This is a genomic window from Pandoraea soli (genome assembly GCF_902459595.1).
Lineage (GTDB): Bacteria > Pseudomonadota > Gammaproteobacteria > Burkholderiales > Burkholderiaceae > Pandoraea > Pandoraea cepalis.
In genome coordinates, this window is record NZ_CABPSG010000006.1 from 112067 (window position 1) to 133959 (window position 21893).

Here is a 21893-nt window from a genome sequence, read left to right on the forward strand (position 1 = left end):
ACGGCCGTGGCAGTGGCCGTGCGTCGCGCTTCCTTTTCGGAAGCATCGCGTATCGTGTCCATGGCATTCTTGCCTACTCAAAGGCGTGTGATCGGCGCGGCATCCGCGCCGGTTAAACAGTGTCATTGACGATAGGTGCCGGGTTCTGTCGCCCGGCTCATGCGCGAGACGGTTCGACAAGCCTCAGGCGCGGTGCAGCACGTCGGCCGCCCGGTTGCCGCTGCGCAGCGCGCCTTCGATGGTCGCGGGCAGGCCGGTGGCCGTCCAGTCTCCGGCGAGCGCGAGATTGCGCCAGCGCGTGCGCGCGCCGGGACGACGCTTGTCCTGCGCCGGCGTTGCCGCAAACGTGGCGCGCTTCTCGCGCACCAATTGCCACACCGGCATCGGCGTGGCGGGCACCTGACAGGCGCGCGCGACCTCGTCCCAGATGCGCAGCGCGAGCGATTCCCGCGATTCGTCGAGCAAATGGTCCGCCCCGCTGATCGTCACCGACAACCGGCCGTCGAACGCGAAGATCCAGTCGCTCACGCCGTTCACCACGCCGATCATCGGCGGGCAGCCCGGCGGGGGCGGCACCTGGAAATGGGCGTTGACGATGGCCCGGTATTCGTCGGGCGTCGTCAGGTCCGGCACCAGCCCAGCCGCAACGTTCGGCGGCACCGCCAGCACGACGGCATCGTCCGCCGCCAAGGCCTGCGGGCCGTCGCCGAAATCGATCGATTCGACGCGGCTGCCGTCCGGCGCAAATCCCAACGCTCGCACGCGGTGCTGCATCATCACACGCGCGCCGTTCGCTTGCAGGAATGCGAGCGCGGGCGTGACGAACGACACGTCCAGACCCTTGCTCGCAATCAGCGGATGACACGCCTTGCCGCCCGCCGCGAGCGTCTCGCGAATGACGGCGGCCGCCATCTGCGCCGAGCCTTCGGCCGGATCGGCGTTGAGCACGGCGAGAAACAACGGGTGAATCAGGCGCTGATAAAGCGCGGGCGGACAACGCATCGCGTCGGTCATCGTCGCGTCGGGCCCGGCGCGCAGCAGCGGCGCGAGCGACAGGTAGTCCGACCACTTCGTGCCCGGCACGCGGGATTTGCTGTCGAAGATCCACCACGGCAGCCGCCCTTCCGATAGACGCACCGTCCAGCGCTCGTCGCTCTTCAGATCGACGAACGCGAATTCCGCGCGATCGGGGCCGGTCAGTGTGTGATCGGAGCCGATGGTGCGCGTAAATTCGCGCATCGTGGTGTTGCCCGAGAGCACGAGGTGATTGCCGTTGTCGATCATCGCGTTCAACTGCCGGTCGAAGTAGGACCGGCAGCGCCCGCCCGCCTGCGGTGCCGCCTCGTGCAGCACGACCGGCACGCCACGCGTCACAAGCCTTACCGCGGCGGCCAGGCCTGCCAGACCGGCACCGATAACGTGCACCGTACCCGCCATCAGAACGCCATCTGCCGCAGCAGCATCAACATGAGACGCCAGCGCGGCACACGCACGCGCTCGCGAGGCACGGCGAAGCCGCGCGCGATGAGCTTGTCGAGGATCGCGCCATAGGCTTTGGCCATCACGGCGGGCGCAATCACCACGCGGCGCGGGTAAGGCGCCATGATTGCGCGCGCCTTTGCATAATGTTCACGGGCTTGCGCCACGAGAGGCGCACAGGCACGGTCGAGCTGGGCGGCGACGACGTTCTGCGGCGTGGCACCCACGATACCGGCCTCAGCCAGCGTTTCGCGCGGCAGATAGACGCGGCCGATGCCGGCGTCTTCGTCGATGTCGCGCAGGATATTCGTCAGTTGGAGGGCGCGGCCGAGGTGATAGGACAGGTCGATACCGTCCTGCTCGGGCATGCCGAACACCTTGACCGACAGACGGCCGACGGCGCTCGCCACGCGATCGCAATACAGATCGAGCGTGGGCAGATCGGGCGCGACGATGGGGCCGCAGGCATCCATTTCCATGCCGTCGATCACGGCGAGAAAGTCGTCGTGCTTCAGGCTGAATTGCTTGACCACTCGGGCGAGGTTCGCGAGCGACGGCGCCGGGCGTCCGTCGTACAGATCGGCCAGATCGCGCCGCCACGCGGCCAAACGCGCCATACGGCTCGCCGACGTGTCGTCGCCGTCGTCGGCAATGTCGTCGACGGCGCGGCAAAAGGCATAGATCTCGAACATGCCTTCGCGCTGCGCGGGCGGCAGAATGCGCATGGCAGCGTAAAAACTGCTGCCCGATGCTACGCGTGCGCTGCTTGGCTCAGGCGACATTTCGATGGGTTCGGCGACGCTCACGAGGCTCCTCGTCGTGCAGGGGAACGGGGTGACACCACGGAAAAATCTCAGGGGATTCTTGCAAGGAGGGAAGTATACCGGGGATTGGCGCGACTTTCCCGCCAGGATTCGGAACGATAGCATAGAATCTCGGGGCCCTCAGCGCCGCCGCGTTGCCCCAATTGCCCACCCGCCTGATGACTTCCGACGCCAAGATCGAGCACTACGAGAACTTCCCGGTCGCCAGTATCCTGCTGCCGCGCGAGATGCGCGCGCCGGTCGGCGTGATCTACAACTTCGCGCGCACGGCCGACGACATTGCCGACGAGGGCGATGCGTCCGACGCCGAGCGTCACGCCGGCCTCACGGCCTACCAGGCGGAACTCGACAAGATCACCGCCGGACAGCCCACGTCGCCCGACAAGCCGCTGTTCGCGGCCCTTGCGCGTGTCATTGCCGAGCATCGGCTTTCCGTCCAGCCGTTCTCCGACCTGCTGAGCGCGTTCGATCAGGACATCGACGTCAAGCGATACGCCACATTCGCCGACCTGCGCGACTACACGCGCCGCTCGGCCGACCCGGTCGGGCGCATCATGCTCGCCCTGTTCAAGCTCGACACCCCCGAAAACATCGCCTGCTCGGACGACATCTGCACGGCCCTGCAACTCATCAACTTCTGGCAGGACGTGGAAGTCGACTGGCGCAAGGCGCGCGTGTACCTGCCGCAGGACGACATGGCCCGCTTCGGCGTGACCAACGCCGACATCGGCGCGCAGACGTTCGACGATCGCTGGCGCGCGCTCATGCGCTACGAGGTCGACTTCGCGCGGCGGATGATGCTGCGCGGCGCGCCGCTCGCCAACCGCGTACCTGGCCGTTTTGGGCTCGAACTGTGCTGCGTGGTGCATGGCGGGCTGCGCATTCTCGACCGGATCGAAGCCGTCAACTACGACGTCTTCCGTCATCGCCCGCAACTGGGGAAGGCCGACGGGCTGCGCGTGTTCCTGCGCGGCCTCGGCATGAAACTGAGCGGCACGCCGCCCAAAGCCCGCGCGGACTAGCGTCTGCTCACAAGCGGCCACTCGCGGGGCCAGCGGCTGCGGCGTCATGCCGCAGGCTCCGCACCGCCTGAGCGCGCCCGCGCTTGACCCATCGCAAGACCCGTTCGCGGGGCAGGTGCCAGACTGCCCTTTTCGCGTGGGCGCGCCGTCACACGGCGCCATCGCCCGCGCGAGCCCACCTCGACGAACGGAACTGACATGAACGAGCAATGGTTGACGCTGGCTGGCCGCCGGCTGGTGCCGGTAGTGCAAGGCGGCATGGGCATCGGCATCTCCGCGCACCGGCTCGCCGGCACGGTGGCACGGCACAACGGCATGGGGACGATCGCGAGCATCGATCTGCGCCACCATCATCCCGACCTGCTCGCCGAAGTCGACGACATTCACGCCCCAGAGGGCAAGAAGGCGGCCATCGAGGCAGTCAACCTGATTGCGCTGGACCGCGAGATTCGCGCCGCCAAGGTGATTGCCGACGGTAACGGACTGGTGGCGGTCAACGTCATGAAGGCGGTGAGCGCGCACGCATCGCTGGTACGGCAGGCGTGCGAGAGCGGCGCCGACGCCATCGTCATGGGTGCCGGATTGCCGCTCGACCTGCCGGAACTCACGGCGTCTCATCCAGGCGTCGCTCTCATCCCGATTCTGTCGGACTCGCGTGGCATCAGCCTTGTATTGCGCAAGTGGCTGAAGAAGGGCCGACTGCCGGACGCCATCGTCATCGAGCATCCGGCGCATGCGGGTGGGCATCTCGGCGCGTCGCGCATCGAGGAGTTGGGTGACGCACGCTTTTCATTCGATCGCGTGCTCGCGGAGTGCCGCGAGATCTATGCGACGCTCGGCATCGAATGGTCCCGCGTGCCGCTGATCGTGGCCGGCGGGATCCACCGTCACGAGCAGGTTCGGCACTGGCTGGAACATGGCGCGGCGGGCGTGCAGTTGGGCACGGCGTTTGCCGTGACCGAGGAATCGGACGCGCACCCGGCGTTCAAGGCGGTGTTGGCGAGCGCACGGCCGGAAGACATTGCCGAGTTCACCAGCGTGGCCGGGCTGCCTGCGCGTGCAGTGCTGACACCGTGGCTGAAGAAGTACCTCTCGCGAGAGACGGCCTTGCAGGCAAAGGCGAAGGTGCGCCAATGCCTGGAAGGGTTTGATTGCCTGCAGGCCTGCGGGCTGCGCGACGGCGTGGCCCGCATCGGGCAGTTCTGCATCGATCTGAAACTCGCCCAGGCGGTACGTGGCGATGTAGCGCGCGGACTCTTCTTCCGTGGCCGCGACCCGTTGCCCTTCGGCGAGCGCATTCGCCCCGTGGCCGATCTCATGCGTTACCTGTTGACGGGCGAGCAGCCGAACGACGGCGACACGACTGTGCTCGCATAGCCGTGCTCACTTGGCCGGCGCCGCCGGTACGGACGGCGCGCTGGCCGCGGCATCCTCCCCCGCGCTCGGAGAGCTGGCCCCCCCGGCATCGTCCGCACTGACCGGTGCGGCACGTGCCGCAATACGCCGGTCAAAGAACGCGGCGAGCGCCGGGTCATTTACCTTGAGATCGAACTGACGGTCATCCACCGCCGAGAAATAGCCGTCGCACAGATCCGCTTTCGCGCTCTCGGTCGGCTGATCGTCGATGCTGCGGGAATAGACGACAAACTGGCGCTCGACAAGCATCGGCAATTGGTTGCGCAGCAAGTCGTTGAAGCGCGCGCGGGCTTCGGGATCGGTATAGGTGGATTGCAATTCGGCGCGCACCCGCCGGCCCTCGGCGAGATAGTCGCGATGACGCGTCTGCCACGCGCGCAATGCCGCATTCCCGTGCGTTCGGGTGGAGGCGCCATAGAGCCCGCACTTCTGCACGAGCCGCCCCAGCACCTCACCGACACCTTCGGGGGACGCTATCGCCGCCCCCATCAACTCGGCATCGTTCTTGTACTGCGGCGGCTGCGCCAGCGCCGCGGGGGCGTACCAACCTGCTACACCCAGGATCACGCAGGCGAACAGGCGTCGCCCACCGTTACGAAATGGCTTCATTGCCGGATTGTCGGGATGGCGGGCTCAGGCGGCCCCACTCTCGGAGATATCGCATCGGCCACGACGTCGATGCATGCATCTTAGCCGAAGTGGTGTCCCGAGGTGCGCGGCGGTAACGTCTTTCGCCGAACGCTGCACTCGACAGACCGCTGCGGCAGCAGCAATCCGTTGTGGCGCATCATCACCATGGCACCGTACGGCCGAGATAGTCGACGTAGTGCAGTCCGGCGCGCCCCTCGTGCGCCGTGATGGTATCGATCAAGTTGGGGATGCTTTCCTCGATGCTCAGACGCGCATCCGCCCCGCCCATGTCCGTGCGCACCCAGCCGGGGGCCGTCAGCAGCAACGTGCGCGAGTCGTCGCCATGCCGCGCCGCGAAACTGCGCATCAACATGTTGAGCGCCGCCTTGCTGGCCCGATAGACCTCGTAGTGGCCGTTCGTGTTGTTCGTCACGCTGCCCTGCCCGGATGACATCACGCCCAGCGTCCCGCCGGGAGGCACAAGCGACTCGAACGTCTCGATCACCCGCATTGGACTCAGCGCGTTCGTCACCATGACGCGCACGAACTCGTCGGTCGACACGTCGGCAATCGTCTCTCGGTCGTCGTTCTTCACCCCGGCGTTCACGAACAGCAAATCGACACGGCGCCCCGCCAATCGCTCGCGCAATGCGGTGACTTGCGCCGGTATCGCGATATCGACCGTTTCGACCTCCAGCGTACCGCCGGTGGCTGCGCCCAAGCTATCAACCAACGCATCGAGCGCGCCAGACGACCCTTGCCGAGCCGTGGCGATGACATGCCAGCCGCGCCCGAGATACGCCTGCGCCATTGCGAAACCCAGACCGCGCGATGCGCCGAACAGCAAGACAGTTTTTTGCGGGGAAACTTGGGGGATTGTTTCGTTCTGCATGCATCGTTCCTCGTATCCAACGTCGCCCGCACGTCCGCGACGGAATGCCGGGATGCGGTACGACGTGTGCTGTGAGGGACTATAGGGCGATGCAAGACATGGCGGAAGACGCAGCCGTTGCACTGATAACATGCACATAACGCCACATCTCGTTCCGTCGCCGCCGATGACCGACCCCGATCTGAACCTGCTCATCGCGCTGGACGCCCTGCTCGCCGAAGTCAGCGTGGCAAGCGCCGCACGCCGGTTAGGGCTGAGCGCATCGGCGATGAGCCGTACGCTGAGCCGCCTGCGCGAAACCACGGGCGATCCGCTGCTGGTTCGCGCCGGTCGCCGCATGGTGCTCACGCCGCACGCCGAGCAATTGCGGACGCGCAGCCGGGCGGCCGTCGACGAAGCTCGCATTCTGCTCGCGCCCGCCACATCATCGCCAGACTTCGCCACACTGCGCCGCACCTTCACGCTTCGCGCCAACGATGGCTTCGTCGACGCCTTCGGTGCGTCGTTGATTGCCGCGCTCACACAGGCGGCCCCGTTCGTGAACCTGCGCTTTCTGTCCAAGGCGGAAAAGACCGCGATGCCGTTGCGAGGCGGGGAGGCCGATCTGGAAATCGGCGTGCTGGGGGGCATCGGAGAAGCCAGCAACATGGGGCCGGAGATTCGCGTGCAGACCCTGTTCCGCGATCACTTCGTGGGCGTGGTGCGTTCGGGCCATCCGCTCGTCGCGCACGGCGCGCCGGACGCCGAGCGATACGTTGCGTTCGGGCATGTCGTGGCGTCGCGGCACGGCGTGGGCCGGGGGCCTGTCGATGTCGCGCTTGAGGCGTTGGGTCTGCACCGCGACATTGTCGCGGTGGTGCCAAGCTTTCCGGCGGCGTTGTCCGTGGCGCAAGCGTCCGACTTGATCGCGCTGGTGCCTGCGTCACTCATGAGGCAACGCGCCGCACAGTGGGTCGCAACCTCATCCGCGTCGGTCCACGTGTTCGACCTGCCGGTGACGACCGGACAGATTGCCGTGTCGTTGATGTGGCATCCTCGAATGGACGCGGACCCCGTTCATCGCTGGCTTCGACAACAGGTGCTGTCGGTGTGCCGCCCGGACGATGCCGCATCGCGATAATCGAAAGCGGTAAGACGGCGCTTATCGTGAGGTGGTCGCCCCACATTGCACCTGCCCCGACACCGGATCTCGCTTGCAAGCGGTGGGCCCCTGCTCGTTGAAGTAGACCGCACCCTGCGCGTTCGTCGACGCGCCCGGGAAACGACCTTGCGGCGCGCGTTGCGGATCCGTCAGTTGCCTCATCTGCATATCGTTCGTCGCGGACGACTCGCGCTGGCGTTGCGCCTGCCGCTCACCCTCCGCCATGCCCTGCTTGAACCGAGCGCCAACGCCGCCTTCCCTGTTATGTGTCGACGCAGGCGGCGTAAGCCCCACGCCGGGCTGACCACCCGGCAAAGCCTGATTCGATTGGCGGATGCTGTTCAGATCGCCACTCTGCAAGTAGGACTGAGCGACCGCGCCACCGGCCACCGATATTCCTGCGGTGGCCAGGCAGGCGATCAGCAAGGTTCTGGCTGACATGTTTCGAATTCCCCCGTGAAGTGCGACATGGATCACTTTTTTCGGGGCACAGTGTAGCGCCAATCGCAATCCGCTTCGACATCCGAAGTTCCCGCGACAACCTATACTTCACGGCATGACCGGCGGGTGATACGTCAATGTCTGCGCGAGCAGCCACAGCATGACGATGACCACGGGGAAGTGCACCACCAACTGCGTGAACGTGTATCCGACAATGTCGCGCGCGCGCAGGCCTAGCACCCCCAGCAGCGGAAGCATCCAAAACGGATTGATCAGATTCGGCAGCGCTTCGGCAGCGTTGTACACGGTCACCGCCCACCCCAGGTGCACGTGCAGGTCGTTGGCCGCCTGCATCACGTACGGGGCCTCGATGATCCACTTGCCGCCGCCCGACGGCACGAAGAAGCCCAGTACCGCCGAATACACGCCCATCACACCCGGGAAGGACGTCTGTGACGAGATCGCCACGAAGAAGCTCGACAGGTGGTGCGAAAGCGTCGCCCCATCGATGCCCGGCGCTTTGGTCAGCAGGTAGGCAATGCCGCCGTAGAGCGGGAACTGGATCAGCACGCCCGCCACGGACGGCACCGACTTCGCGATCGCATCGAGAAACCGGCGGGGACGCCAGTTCAGCAACATGCCCAACATCAGGAACACGAAGTTGTAAGTGTTCAGATTGGAGATCGCCAGCAACGGATCCTTTGTCGTGAACTCATGTCCGATCCAGAGCACGCCCAGCGCCACGATCAGCACCGTGACTACGGGGCTGTATTCAAGCCAATCTCCCGGGCGCTGCGCACGCACGTAAGGCTTCGCCATATCGTCGAGCGACACACCGAGGTCGGCCGCGATGGTTGCGCGGTCGTCGCGCGGTGCCGAGTAATAAGCCAGCGCCACCGACACCACCGTCAGCACGGCGGCAATCGCCATCGATTGCGGCAGGAAGATGGTGTCGGCGAACGGAATCACGCCGGTGATCTCGACCAGCGCCTTCGGTAAGCTTGCCGGGTTGGCCTGCAACTGTGCCGCCGACGAACTCAGGCCGAGCGCCCACGTCGCCCCCATGCCCAGATACGCCGCGGCGCCCCCTGCACGGTAGTCCATGCGAATGTCGTCGCGGCGCGCAATCGCGCGCACCAGCAGGCCGGCGAAGACCAGGCTGATGGCCCAGTTGAACAGCGAGAGCACGATACTCACAAATGCCACATAGGCCACTGCGCTACGACCGCTGCGCGGCAGCGTGGCCATCTTGCGGATGAGCAACGCCGCGGGCGGCGAGACGGCCACCACATAGCCCGAGATCGCCACGATGGCCATCTGCATCGTGAACGGGATCAGGCTCCAGAAGCCGTCGCCGAAGGCCACACCCACTTTGACCGCCGGCACACCGATGGCGAGCGCGCCGCCCGCGCATACGATGACGGCAAGCGCCGCGAAAAGATAGGCGTCCGGAAACCAGCGCTCGGACCAACGCGTAACCGCCGCCGCCAGACGTTCCAGAAGTCCGCCGTCCTGCGGCGTCTCCGACATGCTCGAAAGTGAATTTCCCGGTTTCATTGCCTGTGTTCCCTTAGGTTTGTCATGATCGGCACCGCCGCACCTCGCGATGCTCGCCCCGTGCCCCGCCCTGCGACAGCGACCTTTCATCGCCGCCGTCGTCCATTGCCCGCTGCCTGCGTCGTGTCAAGCGTGTTGTGTCGCCTGCCAGACGAGCGTGGCGGCCGCGAGATCTTCCAGCGCAGTCCCTACGGCCTTGAATACCGTGCGCTCACCCTCGCCGTTACGACATCCGCGTCCTGCGCGACACAGGTCGGCCAGCGTGCCGCGCACGTCCGACGCGGTGAACACGCCTCGCGACATCGGTCCGAGCAACTCCCCCGATTTCGCCAGCGCTTCGTCGGTGTCGACGTACAACGAGGCGCCGGCAAAGCAGAGATCGTCGGCTTCGCGCATCTGCGGCGTAAAGCTGCCGATCAGATCCAGATGGACGCCCGGCGCCAACCAGTCGCCCTGCACGACGGGCTCGGTCGCCAGCGTTGCGCAGGTGACGATGTCCGCGCCCTCGACGGCCGACTTCGCGGTATGGCACACGACCGCGTCGAGACCTTGCGCACGCAGGCGATCGACCAGACGCCCGGCCGCCTGCGCATCGCGATCCCACACACTCACGCGCGTGATCGGGCGCACCGCGCGATACGCCAGCGGCACCAGCGACCCCACGCGGCCCGCGCCGAGCAGCGCGAGGTGCGATGCCTCCTCACGCGCCAGATACGAGGCGGCCAGCGCCGAGGCCGCCGCCGTGCGCCGCGACGTGATCTCGTTGCCGTCCATCTGCGCGAGCGGCACGCCCGTCGTGGCGTGGTAGAGCAGATAGGTTGAATGCAGCCCCGGCACGCCGCGCCGCGCATTGGCCGGTGCGATGTTGACAGTCTTGATGCCGAGATATCCGCCGGGCTGCCACGCGGGCATGATGAGCACGGTCATCGCATCGCGCGTACCCGATTCTGGGATGACGTGCGTGTGGCGCAGCGGCACTTCGCATCCCGTGACGAACAGGCTGCGAAGCGCGTCGAGCAACGGGCCGAAAGCCAATGCCTCGCGCGTGGCGTCGGCGTCGATGAATTTCATGAGTACAGCTCCTCGTCGAGGTGGAAATGAGATGTCAGGCGTCGAGCACGATGGCTTCGCGCGGCACGGCCTGACAGGCCAGACACATGCCGGGCTCGTCGAGCGCCACGTCGCCCATGTGCTCGACCTCGCCGGCCAGCACGCGCACCGCGCAACTCTCGCATTGCCCGACACGGCAACCGCTTGGCAGTGCCAGCCCCAGCGACTCGGCAAACGACAACAGGCTGCCGTGCGAAGGCGTCCAGACAGCCTCGCGGCCCGAGCGGGCGAACGTAACGGGCCACGCGGCCCCGGCGTCCACACGCGGCGCGCTTGGTGAACGGAACGCCTCCTTGAACATGTCGAACGCGGGTACGCCACGCGCCGCCACCCCCTCCATCACGGCCGTCATCATGGGCGCCGGACCGCACAGGTAGAAGCGTGCGCGGCGCTTGATCAGGTCATCGGACACCACGGCCGCAGACAGCCGTTCTGCCGAGGCGTAGTCGCGACCGAGCACATCCGCCTCGCGCGGCGCGTCGTAGTAGTTGAAGACGCGCACGTTGGGCAGGCGCTGCGCAAGCGCCGCCAGCCGATCCCGAAAGGCATGCGTGGCGCCATTTCGGTTGGCGTAATGCAGCCAGACGTCGGGCAGCGGCAAGGGCGCGCGTTCGGCCTGCTCCGCCAGCGATTCCAGATAGCAGAGGAACGGCGTGATACCAATGCCGCCGGCGAAGCACACCACCGGCTGGCGGCTGCGCAGCGGTATCACGAAGCGCCCGGACGGGGCGCCCAGTTCGATCACGTCGCCCACGCGAGCGCCGGTGTTCAGCCAACTCGAGACCACGCCGTCAAACGGTGCGCCCTCGGACGTGCGCCCCTGCTGATGACGCACGGCAATGCGATAGCCGCGACGGTCGCGCTCGCTGGAGGGCCCGGTGAGCGAGTACGCGCGTGTCACGGGCTGCCCTTGCCCGGGGATCGATACGCGCACGGTAACGTGCTGCCCCGGCAGATAGTCGGGTAGCCCCACGTCGTCGAGCGGATCGAGCGCGATGGCACACACCCCCTCGGCCGCGGCATCGAGCGCGGCAATGCGAAAGCGCGCCATGCCGTCCCATGGGCGGCGGGCCGGATCGCTCGCCGGGTCGCGCGCAACGTCGCATCGAAATGAGCGCAACGGCGACGCACCGCTGATCGGATCGATGTCCTGCGTCGTCACCAGCGCGTTGAAGTTGCTCGACGCATCGCCCGCCATCGCGAAACCGTCACGTCCCACGCTGTCGCAAGCCTGCCACCAGCCGTATTCGGCAAGCAGCACGTCGATGCCCAATCCGGTATCGAACGCCGCGCGAAAGCGCGCGACCCCGGCCGGCGTCGTCACCCGCACCCAATCGCCCTCCGCGATGTGCTTTCGCCTCGCCAGCGACGGATGCAGATGCACCACCGGATCGGGGGCGCGCATGCGCAGGCTCGCGAGTCCGCGATGCTGACTGTGGCAGTAGTAGCCGTTCTTGGTCGAACCGAGCAGCAGCGGGAAGCGTTGCGCCTCGTCGTCGCTCACGGCACGGGGCGCCACGTGCACCGGTACCGGCGGATATCCGTGACGCAGCAGAGGCTCTGAATACAGCTCGACGCGCCGGGTTTCGGTGGCGAATCCGCGCACATCGCCTGCCTCGGTGCGCGCGTATTTGCGCTCATATTGCGGCTGCGGGCGCGAAATGCCCTCGGGATGCGCGCGCAACGTCTGCACGTCGAGCCCGAGCGGGGCGAGTTGATGATTCCAGCCGGCATCGAGACTGCCGCCGAAGAAGGCGTCGCCCATGCCCAGGCGCACCGCGAGATCGAACACGATGTCGTTGTCGCTGCGCGACTCGCCGCGTGGCGACACCATGCGCTGGCGAAGTTGGATCAGTGCGTCGGCGCGATCGTCGATCTCGAAGCCGGCGCGCAAGCCTTCGCGTTCCCACGGCGTGTTCACCGGCAGCACGATATCGGCGAATCGCGCCGACGGTGTCTCGAACAGATCGCAATGGACGTGAAACTCGAGCGCTTCGAGCGCCTCGCGCGCCATCGCATAATCCGCCTGCGACGCCAGCACGTTGGTACCGAAGCAGAACAGCGCGCGCACACGATAGGGCGCGCCATCGAGAATCGCGCGGTAGGTATCGCGCGCGGTCACCCAGCCGCGCGCCGGCGGCCCCAGCGGACGCGCGTCGATGCCCAGCGCCCTGGCCTGCTGCTCGGGGCTCAAAAGATCGTGCTGACTGACCACGTTCAGCGGTTGACGCGTCATCACGCGATTGCCCCCGCGTCTGTCGAAGCTGCCGGTCAGTGCATACAGGACCGCGATGGCGCGCTCGATTTGCGTCGCGTTCGCATGCTGCGCGACACCTGACCATGCGTGATAAGCGACGCGCTGTGCCCCGGTGAAGAGGTCGGCGGCGGCGTCGAACTGCGCCGGAGAAACGCCGCAGAGTGCGCTTACGGTCGCCGCGTCGTAAGCGGCCAGCCCCGCGCAGAGATGATCGAACGCCGGCCGGCAGGCAATGCGCGATCCGTCGCGGGACATCACCGCAAACTCGCCGCGCAGGGCGGCTTCGTTTGCCGCGCGGCGGCTCAGCGCATGGGTCGTCTCGCACGGTTGCGGTGCCGCCGCCGCTTCGTTCCATATCACGAAGGCTTCCGGCGACACGCCGACGTGCGTCGCAGCCACATCGCATGCGCGCAGGAAGTGCCCGTTATCGTTGCGCACGAGCAGCGGCGCATTGGTCCACCGGCGCACGAACATCTCGTCATAGCGTCCGCTGTCGATCAGACGACGGGCGAGACCGAGCGCCAGCGCCGCATCGGTGCCGGGCCGCACGGGCAGCCAAGCATCGGCGTCGGCGGCAAGCGGTGTCTTGCGCGGGTCGACGACGAGCAACTTGGCGCCACGCGCCCGCCCTCGTCCGATTGCGTTCGCCTGACTCAACCATGTACTCGTGGGGTTGTGGCCCCAGACCATGATGACGTCTGCCTGCGCGTAATCGGCGGTCGGCATGCCGCACCCGAACGTGAACGCGTGCGCGAAATCCTTGTGCCAGTTGCAGATTTCCGTCGCGTAAATCGTGTTCGGGCTACCGAACACCCGGATGAAGCGCTCGATCCAGTCGATGCTGTCCGACAGCGGCGTGCCGCTCGGGGTCGTCACGCCAAACGCGACGGCATGCGCACCGCTCTCGCGACGGATGTCGCCCAGGCGCGCAGCGATTTCGGTGAGCGCTTCGTCCCATGAGATGGGCGTCCAACCCGGGTCGTCCGCCCCCTTCGGCGCCGTGCGGCGCAGCGGTGTAGTCAACCGGTCGGGGTGATGCACCAGCTCCGGCGCCGCCTTGCCCTTGCGGCACATCGCGGCGCCATTCGGATGCGACGGATCGGGTTCGACCGCCATCAGCGCATCGTTTTCCACGCGAGCCAGCGTGCCGCAGCGGGAGCGGCACAACGTGCAAAACCCGGGCTTGACCTCCTGAACCATGTCTCATGCGTCTCTATAGGAATCGATGTTCCGATGCTATACAGCCGTCACTTTTATTACTAATATAAAAAATATAGTTTGCAATATTGATTTTTTAAATGAAACCAACCCTGCGTCAGATCGAGTATTTCGTGGCCGTGGCCGAGACAGGACAGGTGATGCGCGCGGCGGAGCGATGCAGCGCGTCGCAGTCGTCGCTGACGATTGCCTTGCAGAATCTGGAAGTGATCGTCGGCACACCGCTTTTCATACGACACGCGAAGGGGCTGCGACCGACCGAGGCCGGCGAGCGATTTCTGCGTCACGCCTACCGTATCCTCAACGCCACCGACGACGCGCTGCAAGAGGCCCGCACGCTTCCGGACGATGCGGGTGGCCGTCTGCGACTGGCCGTCACCGAAACGATTTCGGCGTATCTGCTGCCTTCAGTGGCCAGCACCTTGTCCAAGCGCTTCCCGAACGTCGAACTCACGTTGATCGAGGGCGACCGCCGCGAACTGGAAGCGGCCGTACTGGCGGGCGAGGTCGACCTGGCGTTGCTGTTAGTGTCGAACGTCGTGGCTGACGGACTCGTCTCGCACACGTTGTTGCGCTCGACGCGCCGGCTGTGGACCAGCCCCGGACATCCGCTGCTCGACAAACCAAGCGTCACGCTCGACGACGTGCGCGGACAGCGCTTCCTGCTGCTTGATATGGATGAACACGTGCAGACGGTGCAGCGCTACTGGCACGCCGCGCAGGTCGAACCGGTCGTGCACTTCCGTACTCGCTCGATCGAGGCAATTCGTAGCCTCGTGGCGCAAGGCTATGGTGTATCGATTCTCTCGGACCTCGTCTATCGCCCCTGGTCGATCGACGGTGGGCGAATCCTGCGACGGGATTTGAGCACGGGCGTGCCGTCGATGGATGTGGGACTCGTATGGGCGCAGCGACGTCCGCCTGAGGGATTGACCGAGCGCATCGTCAGCGCGTTGCGCTCGCTGATCCGCGAAATCAACGATCGCGGACACATGGGGGTGGAATGATCAACTGACGACGGCGCTCGAAGCGTCGTCAGCAGCGTTCATGCCCGACGCGTAGCCAGTTCGGCCCCTTGGCGCAGCGCTTCGAGGAGGCTGCGTTCGTCGGCAATACCCTTGCCGGCGATGTCGAACGCCGTGCCATGGTCGACCGACGTGCGCACCACCTGCAAGCCGACCGTCACGTTCACGCCCGCCTCCAGGCCCAGCACCTTGACCGGGCCATGCCCCTGATCGTGGTACATGGCGACCACGAGATCGAAATCCCCGCGTCCGGCGCGGAAGAACAACGTATCGGCGGGCAACGGACCTTCGATATCCCAGCCGCGCTCACGCAAGCGTTGCACGGCCGGTACGATCTTCTCTTCCTCTTCCCCGTAGCCGAACAAGCCGTTCTCGCCCGCGTGCGGGTTGATGCCGCACACGGCAATGCGGGGATTCGCGATGCCCGCCTTGACCAGCGTAGCGTGACCGCGCTCGATCGTACGCTGGACCAGACCCGGCTCGATCTTGCGAATCGCATCGATGATGCCGATGTGGGTCGTGACGTGAATCACACGCAGATTCGGTGCGACAAGCATCATCGACACCTCTTCGATACCCGTCAGGTGAGCGAGCATCTCGGTGTGACCGGGGAACTTGTGTCCCCCCGCGTGCAGCGCTTCCTTGTTCAGCGGTGCCGTGCAGATCGCGTCGATTTCCCCGGCTTCGGCCAGCCTCGCCGCGTGCGCGATGTACCGGTACGCGGCATCGCCCGCGATCGCCGACAGTTGGCCAAACGGCAAGTCCTCGGGAATCAGGCCCAGGTCGATGCACTCGATCACGCCTGGCGTGAAGCGCGCTTGCGCGACCGTCTCGATGCGACGCACGCTCAGCGGCATCTTGACGATGGCGATGGCCTGCTCCAGACGTCGCGCGTCGCCGATCACGACCGGGCGGCATAGCTGGTAGACGCTGTCGTGCGCCAGGCTCTTGACGATAATTTCCGGACCGACGCCAGCCGCGTCACCCATGGTGATGCCAATGACGGGGAGATATTGATTCATGGCGTTTGCGTTGATATCCATTTCGTTGGGACGACATCCGGAAAGTATTCCGGGATGATGTTCTGTTGTTGCGTTACCGGCGGCTCGTGTTGCCTCAACGGCGCTCGCGCACGTCGGGCGCCGTGCGCAAATATCGGTAGGCGCTATGCAGCGCCGCTTCGCCGCCGAAAGCGCCGGCCTTCGTCACAATGCGCATCGGCGCACCATTGGCCGGCCGCCCCACGGCGACACCAGGCTCCACTTCAGCGAGCAGTTCGAGCGCGCCGATACCCACCGCGCTCAACATCGCGCGCGCCGTCTCGCCACCGGTGACGACAAGGCCCGACAAGCGCGCGAAGTGCGGCGCGATCAACGCTGCCAGCGAGGCCGATAGCTGCGCACCCTCTGCCGGATCGAAGGCATCGTCACGCCCGATTCGCACCAGCAGGTCGCTTCCCTGCCCAATGGCATCGCCGATCGCCGCACACCAGCGTGCGCTGTCGGGATGCGACGCGCCGGCGCGCAGGACCGCGGGCGGCACGATCCATTCGACCACCGCGTGCTCCGCGCATAGCCTCGCGCACTGCTGTTGCGACACGGCGGACAGGCTGCCCACCAGCGTCAGCAAGGGACCGGTCGTCCCGGCGTCGCTCGTCACGCGCGCATTGTCTCGCACGTCGCCCTTGCCGCTCGTATCGTCCGTGCCATCCGTCGGCGCGAACAATGCCGATTGTTCGGCCAGTGCGCGAGCGAGACCGCCCGAGCCGACCCAAAAGATGTCCGTCAGCCCGACGCTCGCGCGCGCCAGCATGACGAGATCGTCATCGGTCTGCGCGTCGACGATCAACGCCGTCACGCCGTCGGCGCGCGCCTGCGCAACGACATCGGTCAACGCTGCACGCGCCGCCGCAAAATCCTTGCGCAGCAAATCCGAGGACACGATCTGCGTCCTCACGCCCACAGCCGCCAACATCGGCGCGAGTCGCGCCTCCTGAGCGTCATGCTCCAGTCGCCAGGTGTCGGTCTCGGCCAATGGCACACCGCGCACGAACACTTCTCCGTCCTGCACGACGCGACCGGTGGCAGGGAATGCGGGCGCCACAATGGCAAGGCCCGCGAGCGGCTGCAGCGCAGCCACTTCCGCGACCCAGTTGCCACGCAGCGTCGAGTCGATCTTCTTGTAGAGACGCCGTTCCGGCGCGGCAAGCCGCTGCCACGCGGCGACTGCGCGCGCGGCGGCCTCCTGCGCCGACAGACGGCGCGTGTCGATGTCGATCGCCACCACTTGCGCCGTCGCATTGAAGCCTTCGATATCGAGCGACACGACGCTGCGACGACCGGCGTTGGTAAAGCCGATCGCGCAGTCGGCCGCGCCGGACAAATCGTCGGCGACAATGAGCATGCTCACTGCACCGCTCCCTTGGCCGCAGCCCCCAGACCCCGGGCCGCCACACGCTTGGCAACCGCGGCCGTCAGGATCGGCGAGACGATGGCAGTCACCACCACGCAGGCTGCCACCAGCAGCGTTGCGCTCTTGGCGGCGGCCTCGTAGACCGGATTGGCGGCAGCGATCAGCGCCGGCACCGCGGCGGCATTGCCAGCCGTGTTCGCGGCGGCGGTACCGGCCACGCCCGTCCCGCCCGTCAGGCGGTCGACGATATAAAGCGGAATACCGGTCACCACGACGACGGCAAAGCCAAGCAGGATACCCAGCAGGCCGGCCTGCCAGACCTTGTGCAGATCAAGCCCCGCGCCGAGCGCCAACGCGAAGAACGGAATCATCACCGGCACGGCACGCCCCAGAAAATCACGCATTTCACGATCGAGATTGCCCAGCAACATCCCTACGGCCAGCGGCAGGATGCTGCCCACCAGCGTCGGCCACGGGAACGCGGACAACCCCGCCACACCCAGCGTGACCATCGTCAGGAACGGACCCGATTCCAGCGACATGATCGTATAGGCGCCCACGTCTTCCGAGCGACCGTACTGCCCCATCAGCGCCATGTACAGGCCACCATTGGTGTCGTTCATCGCCGCGACCACGGCCAGCGTGGAAATGCCCGCGAACATGCCCGACGCGACCGGTGCCTCACCCAGGAAATGCCCCAGCACAATGCCGACCACAATCGCCGCGCCGATCTTGGCGGCGAACAACGCCCCGCCTTTCTTGATCAGGTACGGCGTTGCCTTGACATCGATGCTGGCGCCCATACAGACGTAGAACACCGCGAGGATCGGCAGCGCGCCCGTGAACAGCGCGTTGGTAAACGATCCGAAGAACGTCGGCATTCCCGGCATGAAGGTGGCAATCAACGAACCGATCAGCAAGGGAACGATCATCATCCCCCCCGGCACGCGCTCGATGGCGCGCTTGATACGAATTTGAGCCATGGTTGTCTCCCGACCAATGTGGATATAAACCAATCGATCATTATTTTGATCGATTTGATCAGACGGAAGTCTAATCGCTGCCAGAAAAATGTGCAAATATTGTGAACAGTGGGGCTTCTCCCGGTGAAACCCGCTCCCCAAGCGCTTTCATTACGTCGGGATCGTCGACAAAATGATCGAATCAATCATTTTTTCGACGCCCAGCGTGAATGTATCGTCGTCGTTCCGGGCGGCGCGTTGGACGATGGCTGCACGCGGGGACGCTACACTATGCGCGCCGCGCGGCGAACCTGTCCTTCGCTCGCATTTCTCTCGTTTTGCTCAGCACCGATCCACTCATGAAAGTTGCGAACCGCCGCGAGGCGATTTTCAAAGCCGTCCTGTCAGGCATGACGGATGTCGCTGCCTTGTGCGCCCATTTCGGCATGTCGGAAGCAACGGTGCGCCGCGATCTGCGCGCCCTGGCCGACGAGCGTCGCGTCGTGCGCACCTACGGCGGCGCCGCTGCGCCGATACGCATGCACGAACCCGAGGAATCGTTGGAGCTGCGTCGTGAGAGCTTCCGCGAACAGAAAGATGTCATCGCACGTGCCGCCGTGGCACACGTCGTCGACGGCGATACGATCTTTCTCGATGGGGGGACGACCACCGAAGCGATGGCGCGTTTTCTCGCCGGACGTGAGGGGGTGCACGTCGTCACGAACAACTTGCTCGTCGTCGGTGCGCTGGCGGCCAACAAGGTGCCTGTGACGCTGATCGGCGGCGACGTGCGACCGTCAAGCATGAGCGTACTCGGGCCGTTGGCACAACTGGCGCTCTCTCGCGTGTCGGTCGACAAGGCATTTCTGGGTGCCGACGGCGTCGTCGCCGGACGCGGCCTGTGCGAGGCGTCCGCCGAACAGGCGTGGCTCAAGGAGTGCATCGTCCGCCAGTCGGCCGACGTGTATGTGCTGGTCACCGCCAATAAGCTCGATCGCGCGAGTCAGCAGCACTGGACGCCGCTGGAACGACTCTGGACGCTCATCACCGAAGCGCGCGCCGACGATGACAGACTGGTGCAATTCCGCACGCATCCCGAGATCACGATCGAGTCCGCAGACTGAGGCACGGCTGACTTGAGAGGCCGCCCGATGTGACAGGCATAGCCAACAGCGATGCCAGGCAACATCTCGATCAGTCCAGTCGACGACGATGCGAACCGCGCATCTCGCTCATCGCACTGAACTTGACGTCGCCAAGACCCAGTCGCGCACGTGGCTGCATCACCGCGACCACCGACGGCACGTCGAGAACACCGGCCACTTGTGCATTGCTGAAGGTCTTCATGTCGTCGGCTCCAGCATGGCAAACTCCACCGCGCCACTGATCCAGCAGCCCGCCTCGATATGATCGGCATCACGTAACGCCACGCAGATGCACGACGGACGCCCCATCGCGAAGCCCTGATAGACCCGCATCGACGATTCGCCTTCGTTCAGCAAACCATAGTGAATCGCGCCATACAGCGTCGCCGCGGCAGCAATACCGGTGGCCGCGTCCTCCGGATAACCCGACAACCGCGGAAACTGGCGCGCATGCAGCGTCAGTGGCCGCGCGCGTTCGAGCGCGAACGGATACAGCCCCGTCGAGTCCAGTGCGTCGCATAACGTGCGCACGTCGTCCAGAGCGGGCGACAACGCATTGAGCGCCTGCACCGACCGGACCGGGATCAGCGTTTTCGTGCGACTCGTTCGCGCGTTGACGATGCCCAACGGCGCAAGATCGTCCGGATCGAGTCTGAGCACCCGACATACGGCGTCCACGAGTGACCGATCGCCAACGGGCTCGACAATGCCACGCGGCTGGCCGACATCGATACGCCGCGACGTCTCGTCGTAACGTACGTCAACGAGGCCGCTTAGCGTCTCGACGGTGGCATGGGGGGTCGTCCACCGACCGGCTTGGCGCAACAACCACATCGCGCCGAGCGTCGCATGTCCGCACATCTCCATTTCGTGCGCCGGCACAAAAAAGCGGAGCCGAACGGTGTGGCGCGGGTCGCGGCTTTGGCAGACGAAGGCGCTTTCGTGACCATAGCGCGATGCGATGGCCATCATCTCGTCGGATGACAAGTCGTCCGCATCGAACACGACAGGCGCAGGATTACCGCCGCCCGCACCTGCGGAAAACACGCTGACGAAACGCAAATCCGGCGCATCGTGGCGGCGCACGGGCAAATCGGTTGGGGGGTAAGTGTCTTCCAAGTTCATCGGGGCGTTCCGGGAGTCAAGTAGCGCAAGCATGCCGAAGCCTTGAAAAACCGTCGCGCCCGATCGGGCCACTCGGCACGCCCTATCCGGCCAAAGGCGGGCGGCGCCCGTATTTTCGCCCCCCAGGATTCGACGGTCGCCCTGCGGGGATCCGGCAGCCGTTGCCGCTTCCCGTCACCTGGCAACCTGATGTCGCCGCGCCTCTCATCGCGCTTCGCCAAGCGTTATACTGAGCCTCGACTGCCAACACGCCATCCACCGCGTTGCGTTCACGGCCGTCTGCGCGGGCTGCAAGTGTCCCGTCACGCAAAGGAAGCGCCTGGTGAAACCCTATCCGACTGCCCCTCGTCATCTCGATGGCGACCGCGTCGCCGATGTCCGGCATGTCTCGGTCGGCGAATACCGCACGCGGCCGCATCGGCACGACGACGAATTCATGTTCCTGCTCCCCAGGACGGGACAACTCGTACTCAACGTCGAATCGAATGTCGCGCCGGTACGCGTTGCGCCGAAATCGTTCGTCGTCGTGCCGCCCCAACGTCTGCACGACACGCGAGGCTACCGCCCCGATCAGACCCATGTGGCGGTGTACGTCGCGAGCGATTTCGTGGTCTTTTGCGAACGCAAGGCGCGACGCAAGCTATCGTGCGCGCGCATCTCGATCTGGTCGGCGCCATTGCTGTTGCTAGATGCGGCGCGCGTCGCCACGGGCACGGCGCGCTCAAGTGAGGGCCCGACGAGCGAACTTGCGGAATTCCACGCGGAGCTTGCCGCCCGCACCTTGGCCGCAAGCTGTGTGCAAGCCGGCTTGATGGCCGCCGCGTTGCCATCAAATCGCGCCGATGCGCGTGCCGAAATCGTGCGCGACATCTGCGCATTTCTCGATGAAACGCTCGATCAGCCGATCTCGCTGGAGCGTATCGCCTACGAATTCGGGCTATCGCAGCGTTCCCTGACGCGCGTCTTTCGCGAGGCCACCGGCGAGTCCGTCGTCGACTATCAATCCCGGCGACGCGTGGAAATCGCGGCAACGCTTCTGAATTCGCCCGGCATGACCGTGCTCGCGGCCGCGGCGGCCGTCGGCCTGGAGTCGCCGTCGTACCTCGCGCGGCTGTTCAGAAAGTATGGCTACGGGCCGCCGAAGGGGTATAAGGGCGACGCCACGCCGATCGAGCATGCCGCCTCCCTTGCCGCAATCGTGCGCGACGTGCCGACGTCGTAGCGACACCGTCGGCAG

Annotated in this window: 19 protein-coding genes; 6 read left to right on the top strand and 13 right to left on the bottom strand. The window is 65.8% G+C overall.

The window, feature by feature from the left end; translation table 11 throughout:
- Positions 1-183 precede the first annotated feature (183 nt).
- Together hpnE and hpnD are read right to left on the bottom strand one after the other, a co-directional pair.
- Entirely contained in the window at positions 184-1437 is a 1254-nt protein-coding gene (hpnE, locus tag PSO31014_RS12580) for a hydroxysqualene dehydroxylase HpnE (protein WP_150551932.1), read from the bottom strand.
- Positions 1437-2285, bottom strand: a complete 849-nt coding sequence (gene hpnD, locus PSO31014_RS12585) for a presqualene diphosphate synthase HpnD (RefSeq protein WP_150551933.1) — start codon at positions 2283-2285, stop codon at positions 1437-1439. Before hpnD ends, hpnE begins: the two co-directional genes overlap by 1 nt.
- A gap of 176 nt (positions 2286-2461) precedes the next feature.
- Between hpnD and hpnC the strand changes: the two genes are divergently transcribed.
- Together hpnC and PSO31014_RS12595 are read left to right on the top strand one after the other, a co-directional pair.
- The gene (gene hpnC / locus PSO31014_RS12590; protein WP_150551934.1) at positions 2462-3325 is read left to right on the top strand and encodes a squalene synthase HpnC; all 864 of its coding nucleotides are present in this window, start codon (positions 2462-2464) and stop codon (positions 3323-3325) included.
- 198 nt (positions 3326-3523) lie between these two features.
- On the top strand, positions 3524-4702 hold the full coding sequence (locus PSO31014_RS12595) for an NAD(P)H-dependent flavin oxidoreductase (RefSeq protein WP_150551935.1): 1179 nt from the start codon (positions 3524-3526) through the stop codon (positions 4700-4702).
- A gap of 6 nt (positions 4703-4708) precedes the next feature.
- On the opposite strand, the gene PSO31014_RS12600 is transcribed toward PSO31014_RS12595, so the two are convergent.
- Together PSO31014_RS12600 and PSO31014_RS12605 are read right to left on the bottom strand one after the other, a co-directional pair.
- Complete coding sequence (locus tag PSO31014_RS12600; RefSeq protein WP_150551936.1) at positions 4709-5350, bottom strand: hypothetical protein; 642 nt, start codon at positions 5348-5350, stop codon at positions 4709-4711.
- A gap of 181 nt (positions 5351-5531) precedes the next feature.
- The gene (locus PSO31014_RS12605) at positions 5532-6263 is read right to left on the bottom strand and encodes an SDR family NAD(P)-dependent oxidoreductase (RefSeq protein ID WP_150551937.1); all 732 of its coding nucleotides are present in this window, start codon (positions 6261-6263) and stop codon (positions 5532-5534) included.
- Positions 6264-6429: 166 nt separating this feature from the next.
- Between PSO31014_RS12605 and PSO31014_RS12610 the strand changes: the two genes are divergently transcribed.
- Positions 6430-7383, top strand: coding sequence for a LysR family transcriptional regulator (locus PSO31014_RS12610; protein ID WP_150551938.1), 954 nt, complete (start codon positions 6430-6432; stop codon positions 7381-7383).
- Between the two features lie 21 nt (positions 7384-7404).
- Here the strand turns inward: PSO31014_RS12610 and PSO31014_RS12615 are convergent, their stop codons facing one another.
- The 4 genes from PSO31014_RS12615 to PSO31014_RS12630 all read right to left on the bottom strand — a co-directional run bounded on the left by PSO31014_RS12615 (position 7405) and on the right by PSO31014_RS12630 (position 13969).
- The gene (locus tag PSO31014_RS12615; protein WP_150551939.1) at positions 7405-7845 is read right to left on the bottom strand and encodes a hypothetical protein; all 441 of its coding nucleotides are present in this window, start codon (positions 7843-7845) and stop codon (positions 7405-7407) included.
- Between the two features lie 108 nt (positions 7846-7953).
- Positions 7954-9402: a short-chain fatty acid transporter gene (locus PSO31014_RS12620; RefSeq protein ID WP_246176613.1), complete on the bottom strand. Its 1449-nt coding sequence runs from the start codon at positions 9400-9402 to the stop codon at positions 7954-7956.
- Between the two features lie 126 nt (positions 9403-9528).
- The gene (gene lhpI / locus PSO31014_RS12625) at positions 9529-10473 is read right to left on the bottom strand and encodes a bifunctional Delta(1)-pyrroline-2-carboxylate/Delta(1)-piperideine-2-carboxylate reductase (protein ID WP_150551940.1); all 945 of its coding nucleotides are present in this window, start codon (positions 10471-10473) and stop codon (positions 9529-9531) included.
- A gap of 34 nt (positions 10474-10507) precedes the next feature.
- On the bottom strand, positions 10508-13969 hold the full coding sequence (locus PSO31014_RS12630) for a molybdopterin-dependent oxidoreductase (RefSeq protein WP_150551941.1): 3462 nt from the start codon (positions 13967-13969) through the stop codon (positions 10508-10510).
- Between the two features lie 98 nt (positions 13970-14067).
- Between PSO31014_RS12630 and PSO31014_RS12635 the strand changes: the two genes are divergently transcribed.
- Positions 14068-14994: a LysR family transcriptional regulator gene (locus tag PSO31014_RS12635; protein ID WP_150551942.1), complete on the top strand. Its 927-nt coding sequence runs from the start codon at positions 14068-14070 to the stop codon at positions 14992-14994.
- Between the two features lie 38 nt (positions 14995-15032).
- Here PSO31014_RS12635 and pdxA read toward each other — a convergent pair whose 3' ends face one another.
- From pdxA to PSO31014_RS12650, 3 genes are all read right to left on the bottom strand, one after another.
- Positions 15033-16034, bottom strand: coding sequence for a 4-hydroxythreonine-4-phosphate dehydrogenase PdxA (gene pdxA / locus PSO31014_RS12640; protein ID WP_150551943.1), 1002 nt, complete (start codon positions 16032-16034; stop codon positions 15033-15035).
- Positions 16035-16128: 94 nt separating this feature from the next.
- Positions 16129-17421: a four-carbon acid sugar kinase family protein gene (locus PSO31014_RS12645; RefSeq protein ID WP_150551944.1), complete on the bottom strand. Its 1293-nt coding sequence runs from the start codon at positions 17419-17421 to the stop codon at positions 16129-16131.
- Positions 17418-18407, bottom strand: a complete 990-nt coding sequence (locus PSO31014_RS12650; protein ID WP_150551945.1) for a 2-keto-3-deoxygluconate permease — start codon at positions 18405-18407, stop codon at positions 17418-17420. Before PSO31014_RS12650 ends, PSO31014_RS12645 begins: the two co-directional genes overlap by 4 nt.
- 338 nt (positions 18408-18745) lie before the next feature.
- On the opposite strand from PSO31014_RS12650, the gene PSO31014_RS12655 reads away from it, so the two are divergent.
- Complete coding sequence (locus PSO31014_RS12655; protein WP_150551946.1) at positions 18746-19510, top strand: DeoR/GlpR family DNA-binding transcription regulator; 765 nt, start codon at positions 18746-18748, stop codon at positions 19508-19510.
- Between the two features lie 70 nt (positions 19511-19580).
- Here the strand turns inward: PSO31014_RS12655 and PSO31014_RS12660 are convergent, their stop codons facing one another.
- Positions 19581-19733, bottom strand: coding sequence for a hypothetical protein (locus PSO31014_RS12660; protein WP_246176614.1), 153 nt, complete (start codon positions 19731-19733; stop codon positions 19581-19583).
- Entirely contained in the window at positions 19730-20656 is a 927-nt protein-coding gene (locus PSO31014_RS12665; RefSeq protein WP_150551947.1) for a PhzF family phenazine biosynthesis protein, read from the bottom strand. The genes PSO31014_RS12660 and PSO31014_RS12665 overlap by 4 nt, the downstream gene beginning before the upstream one ends.
- Positions 20657-20978: 322 nt before the next feature.
- Here PSO31014_RS12665 and PSO31014_RS12670 point away from each other — a divergent pair, with 322 nt between their 5' ends.
- Entirely contained in the window at positions 20979-21878 is a 900-nt protein-coding gene (locus PSO31014_RS12670; protein WP_150551948.1) for a helix-turn-helix domain-containing protein, read from the top strand.
- Positions 21879-21893 lie beyond the last annotated feature (15 nt).

Bases quoted from the DNA above. Each gene is read 5' to 3' on its own strand.
- PSO31014_RS12650 (WP_150551945.1), bottom strand. From the start codon at position 18,407: ATGGCTCAAATTCGTATCAAGCGCGCCATCGAGCGCGTGCCGGGGGGG.
- PSO31014_RS12610 (WP_150551938.1), top strand. From the start codon at position 6,430: ATGACCGACCCCGATCTGAACCTGCTCATCGCGCTGGACGCCCTGCTC.
- hpnE (WP_150551932.1), bottom strand. From the start codon at position 1,437: ATGGCGGGTACGGTGCACGTTATCGGTGCCGGTCTGGCAGGCCTGGCC.
- PSO31014_RS12665 (WP_150551947.1), bottom strand. From the start codon at position 20,656: ATGAACTTGGAAGACACTTACCCCCCAACCGATTTGCCCGTGCGCCGC.
- PSO31014_RS12595 (WP_150551935.1), top strand. From the start codon at position 3,524: ATGAACGAGCAATGGTTGACGCTGGCTGGCCGCCGGCTGGTGCCGGTA.
- PSO31014_RS12615 (WP_150551939.1), bottom strand. From the start codon at position 7,845: ATGTCAGCCAGAACCTTGCTGATCGCCTGCCTGGCCACCGCAGGAATA.
- PSO31014_RS12630 (WP_150551941.1), bottom strand. From the start codon at position 13,969: ATGGTTCAGGAGGTCAAGCCCGGGTTTTGCACGTTGTGCCGCTCCCGC.
- PSO31014_RS12605 (WP_150551937.1), bottom strand. From the start codon at position 6,263: ATGCAGAACGAAACAATCCCCCAAGTTTCCCCGCAAAAAACTGTCTTG.
- lhpI (WP_150551940.1), bottom strand. From the start codon at position 10,473: ATGAAATTCATCGACGCCGACGCCACGCGCGAGGCATTGGCTTTCGGC.
- PSO31014_RS12620 (WP_246176613.1), bottom strand. From the start codon at position 9,402: ATGAAACCGGGAAATTCACTTTCGAGCATGTCGGAGACGCCGCAGGAC.
- PSO31014_RS12660 (WP_246176614.1), bottom strand. From the start codon at position 19,733: ATGAAGACCTTCAGCAATGCACAAGTGGCCGGTGTTCTCGACGTGCCG.
- PSO31014_RS12600 (WP_150551936.1), bottom strand. From the start codon at position 5,350: ATGAAGCCATTTCGTAACGGTGGGCGACGCCTGTTCGCCTGCGTGATC.
- hpnC (WP_150551934.1), top strand. From the start codon at position 2,462: ATGACTTCCGACGCCAAGATCGAGCACTACGAGAACTTCCCGGTCGCC.
- PSO31014_RS12655 (WP_150551946.1), top strand. From the start codon at position 18,746: ATGAAAGTTGCGAACCGCCGCGAGGCGATTTTCAAAGCCGTCCTGTCA.
- pdxA (WP_150551943.1), bottom strand. From the start codon at position 16,034: ATGAATCAATATCTCCCCGTCATTGGCATCACCATGGGTGACGCGGCT.
- PSO31014_RS12635 (WP_150551942.1), top strand. From the start codon at position 14,068: ATGAAACCAACCCTGCGTCAGATCGAGTATTTCGTGGCCGTGGCCGAG.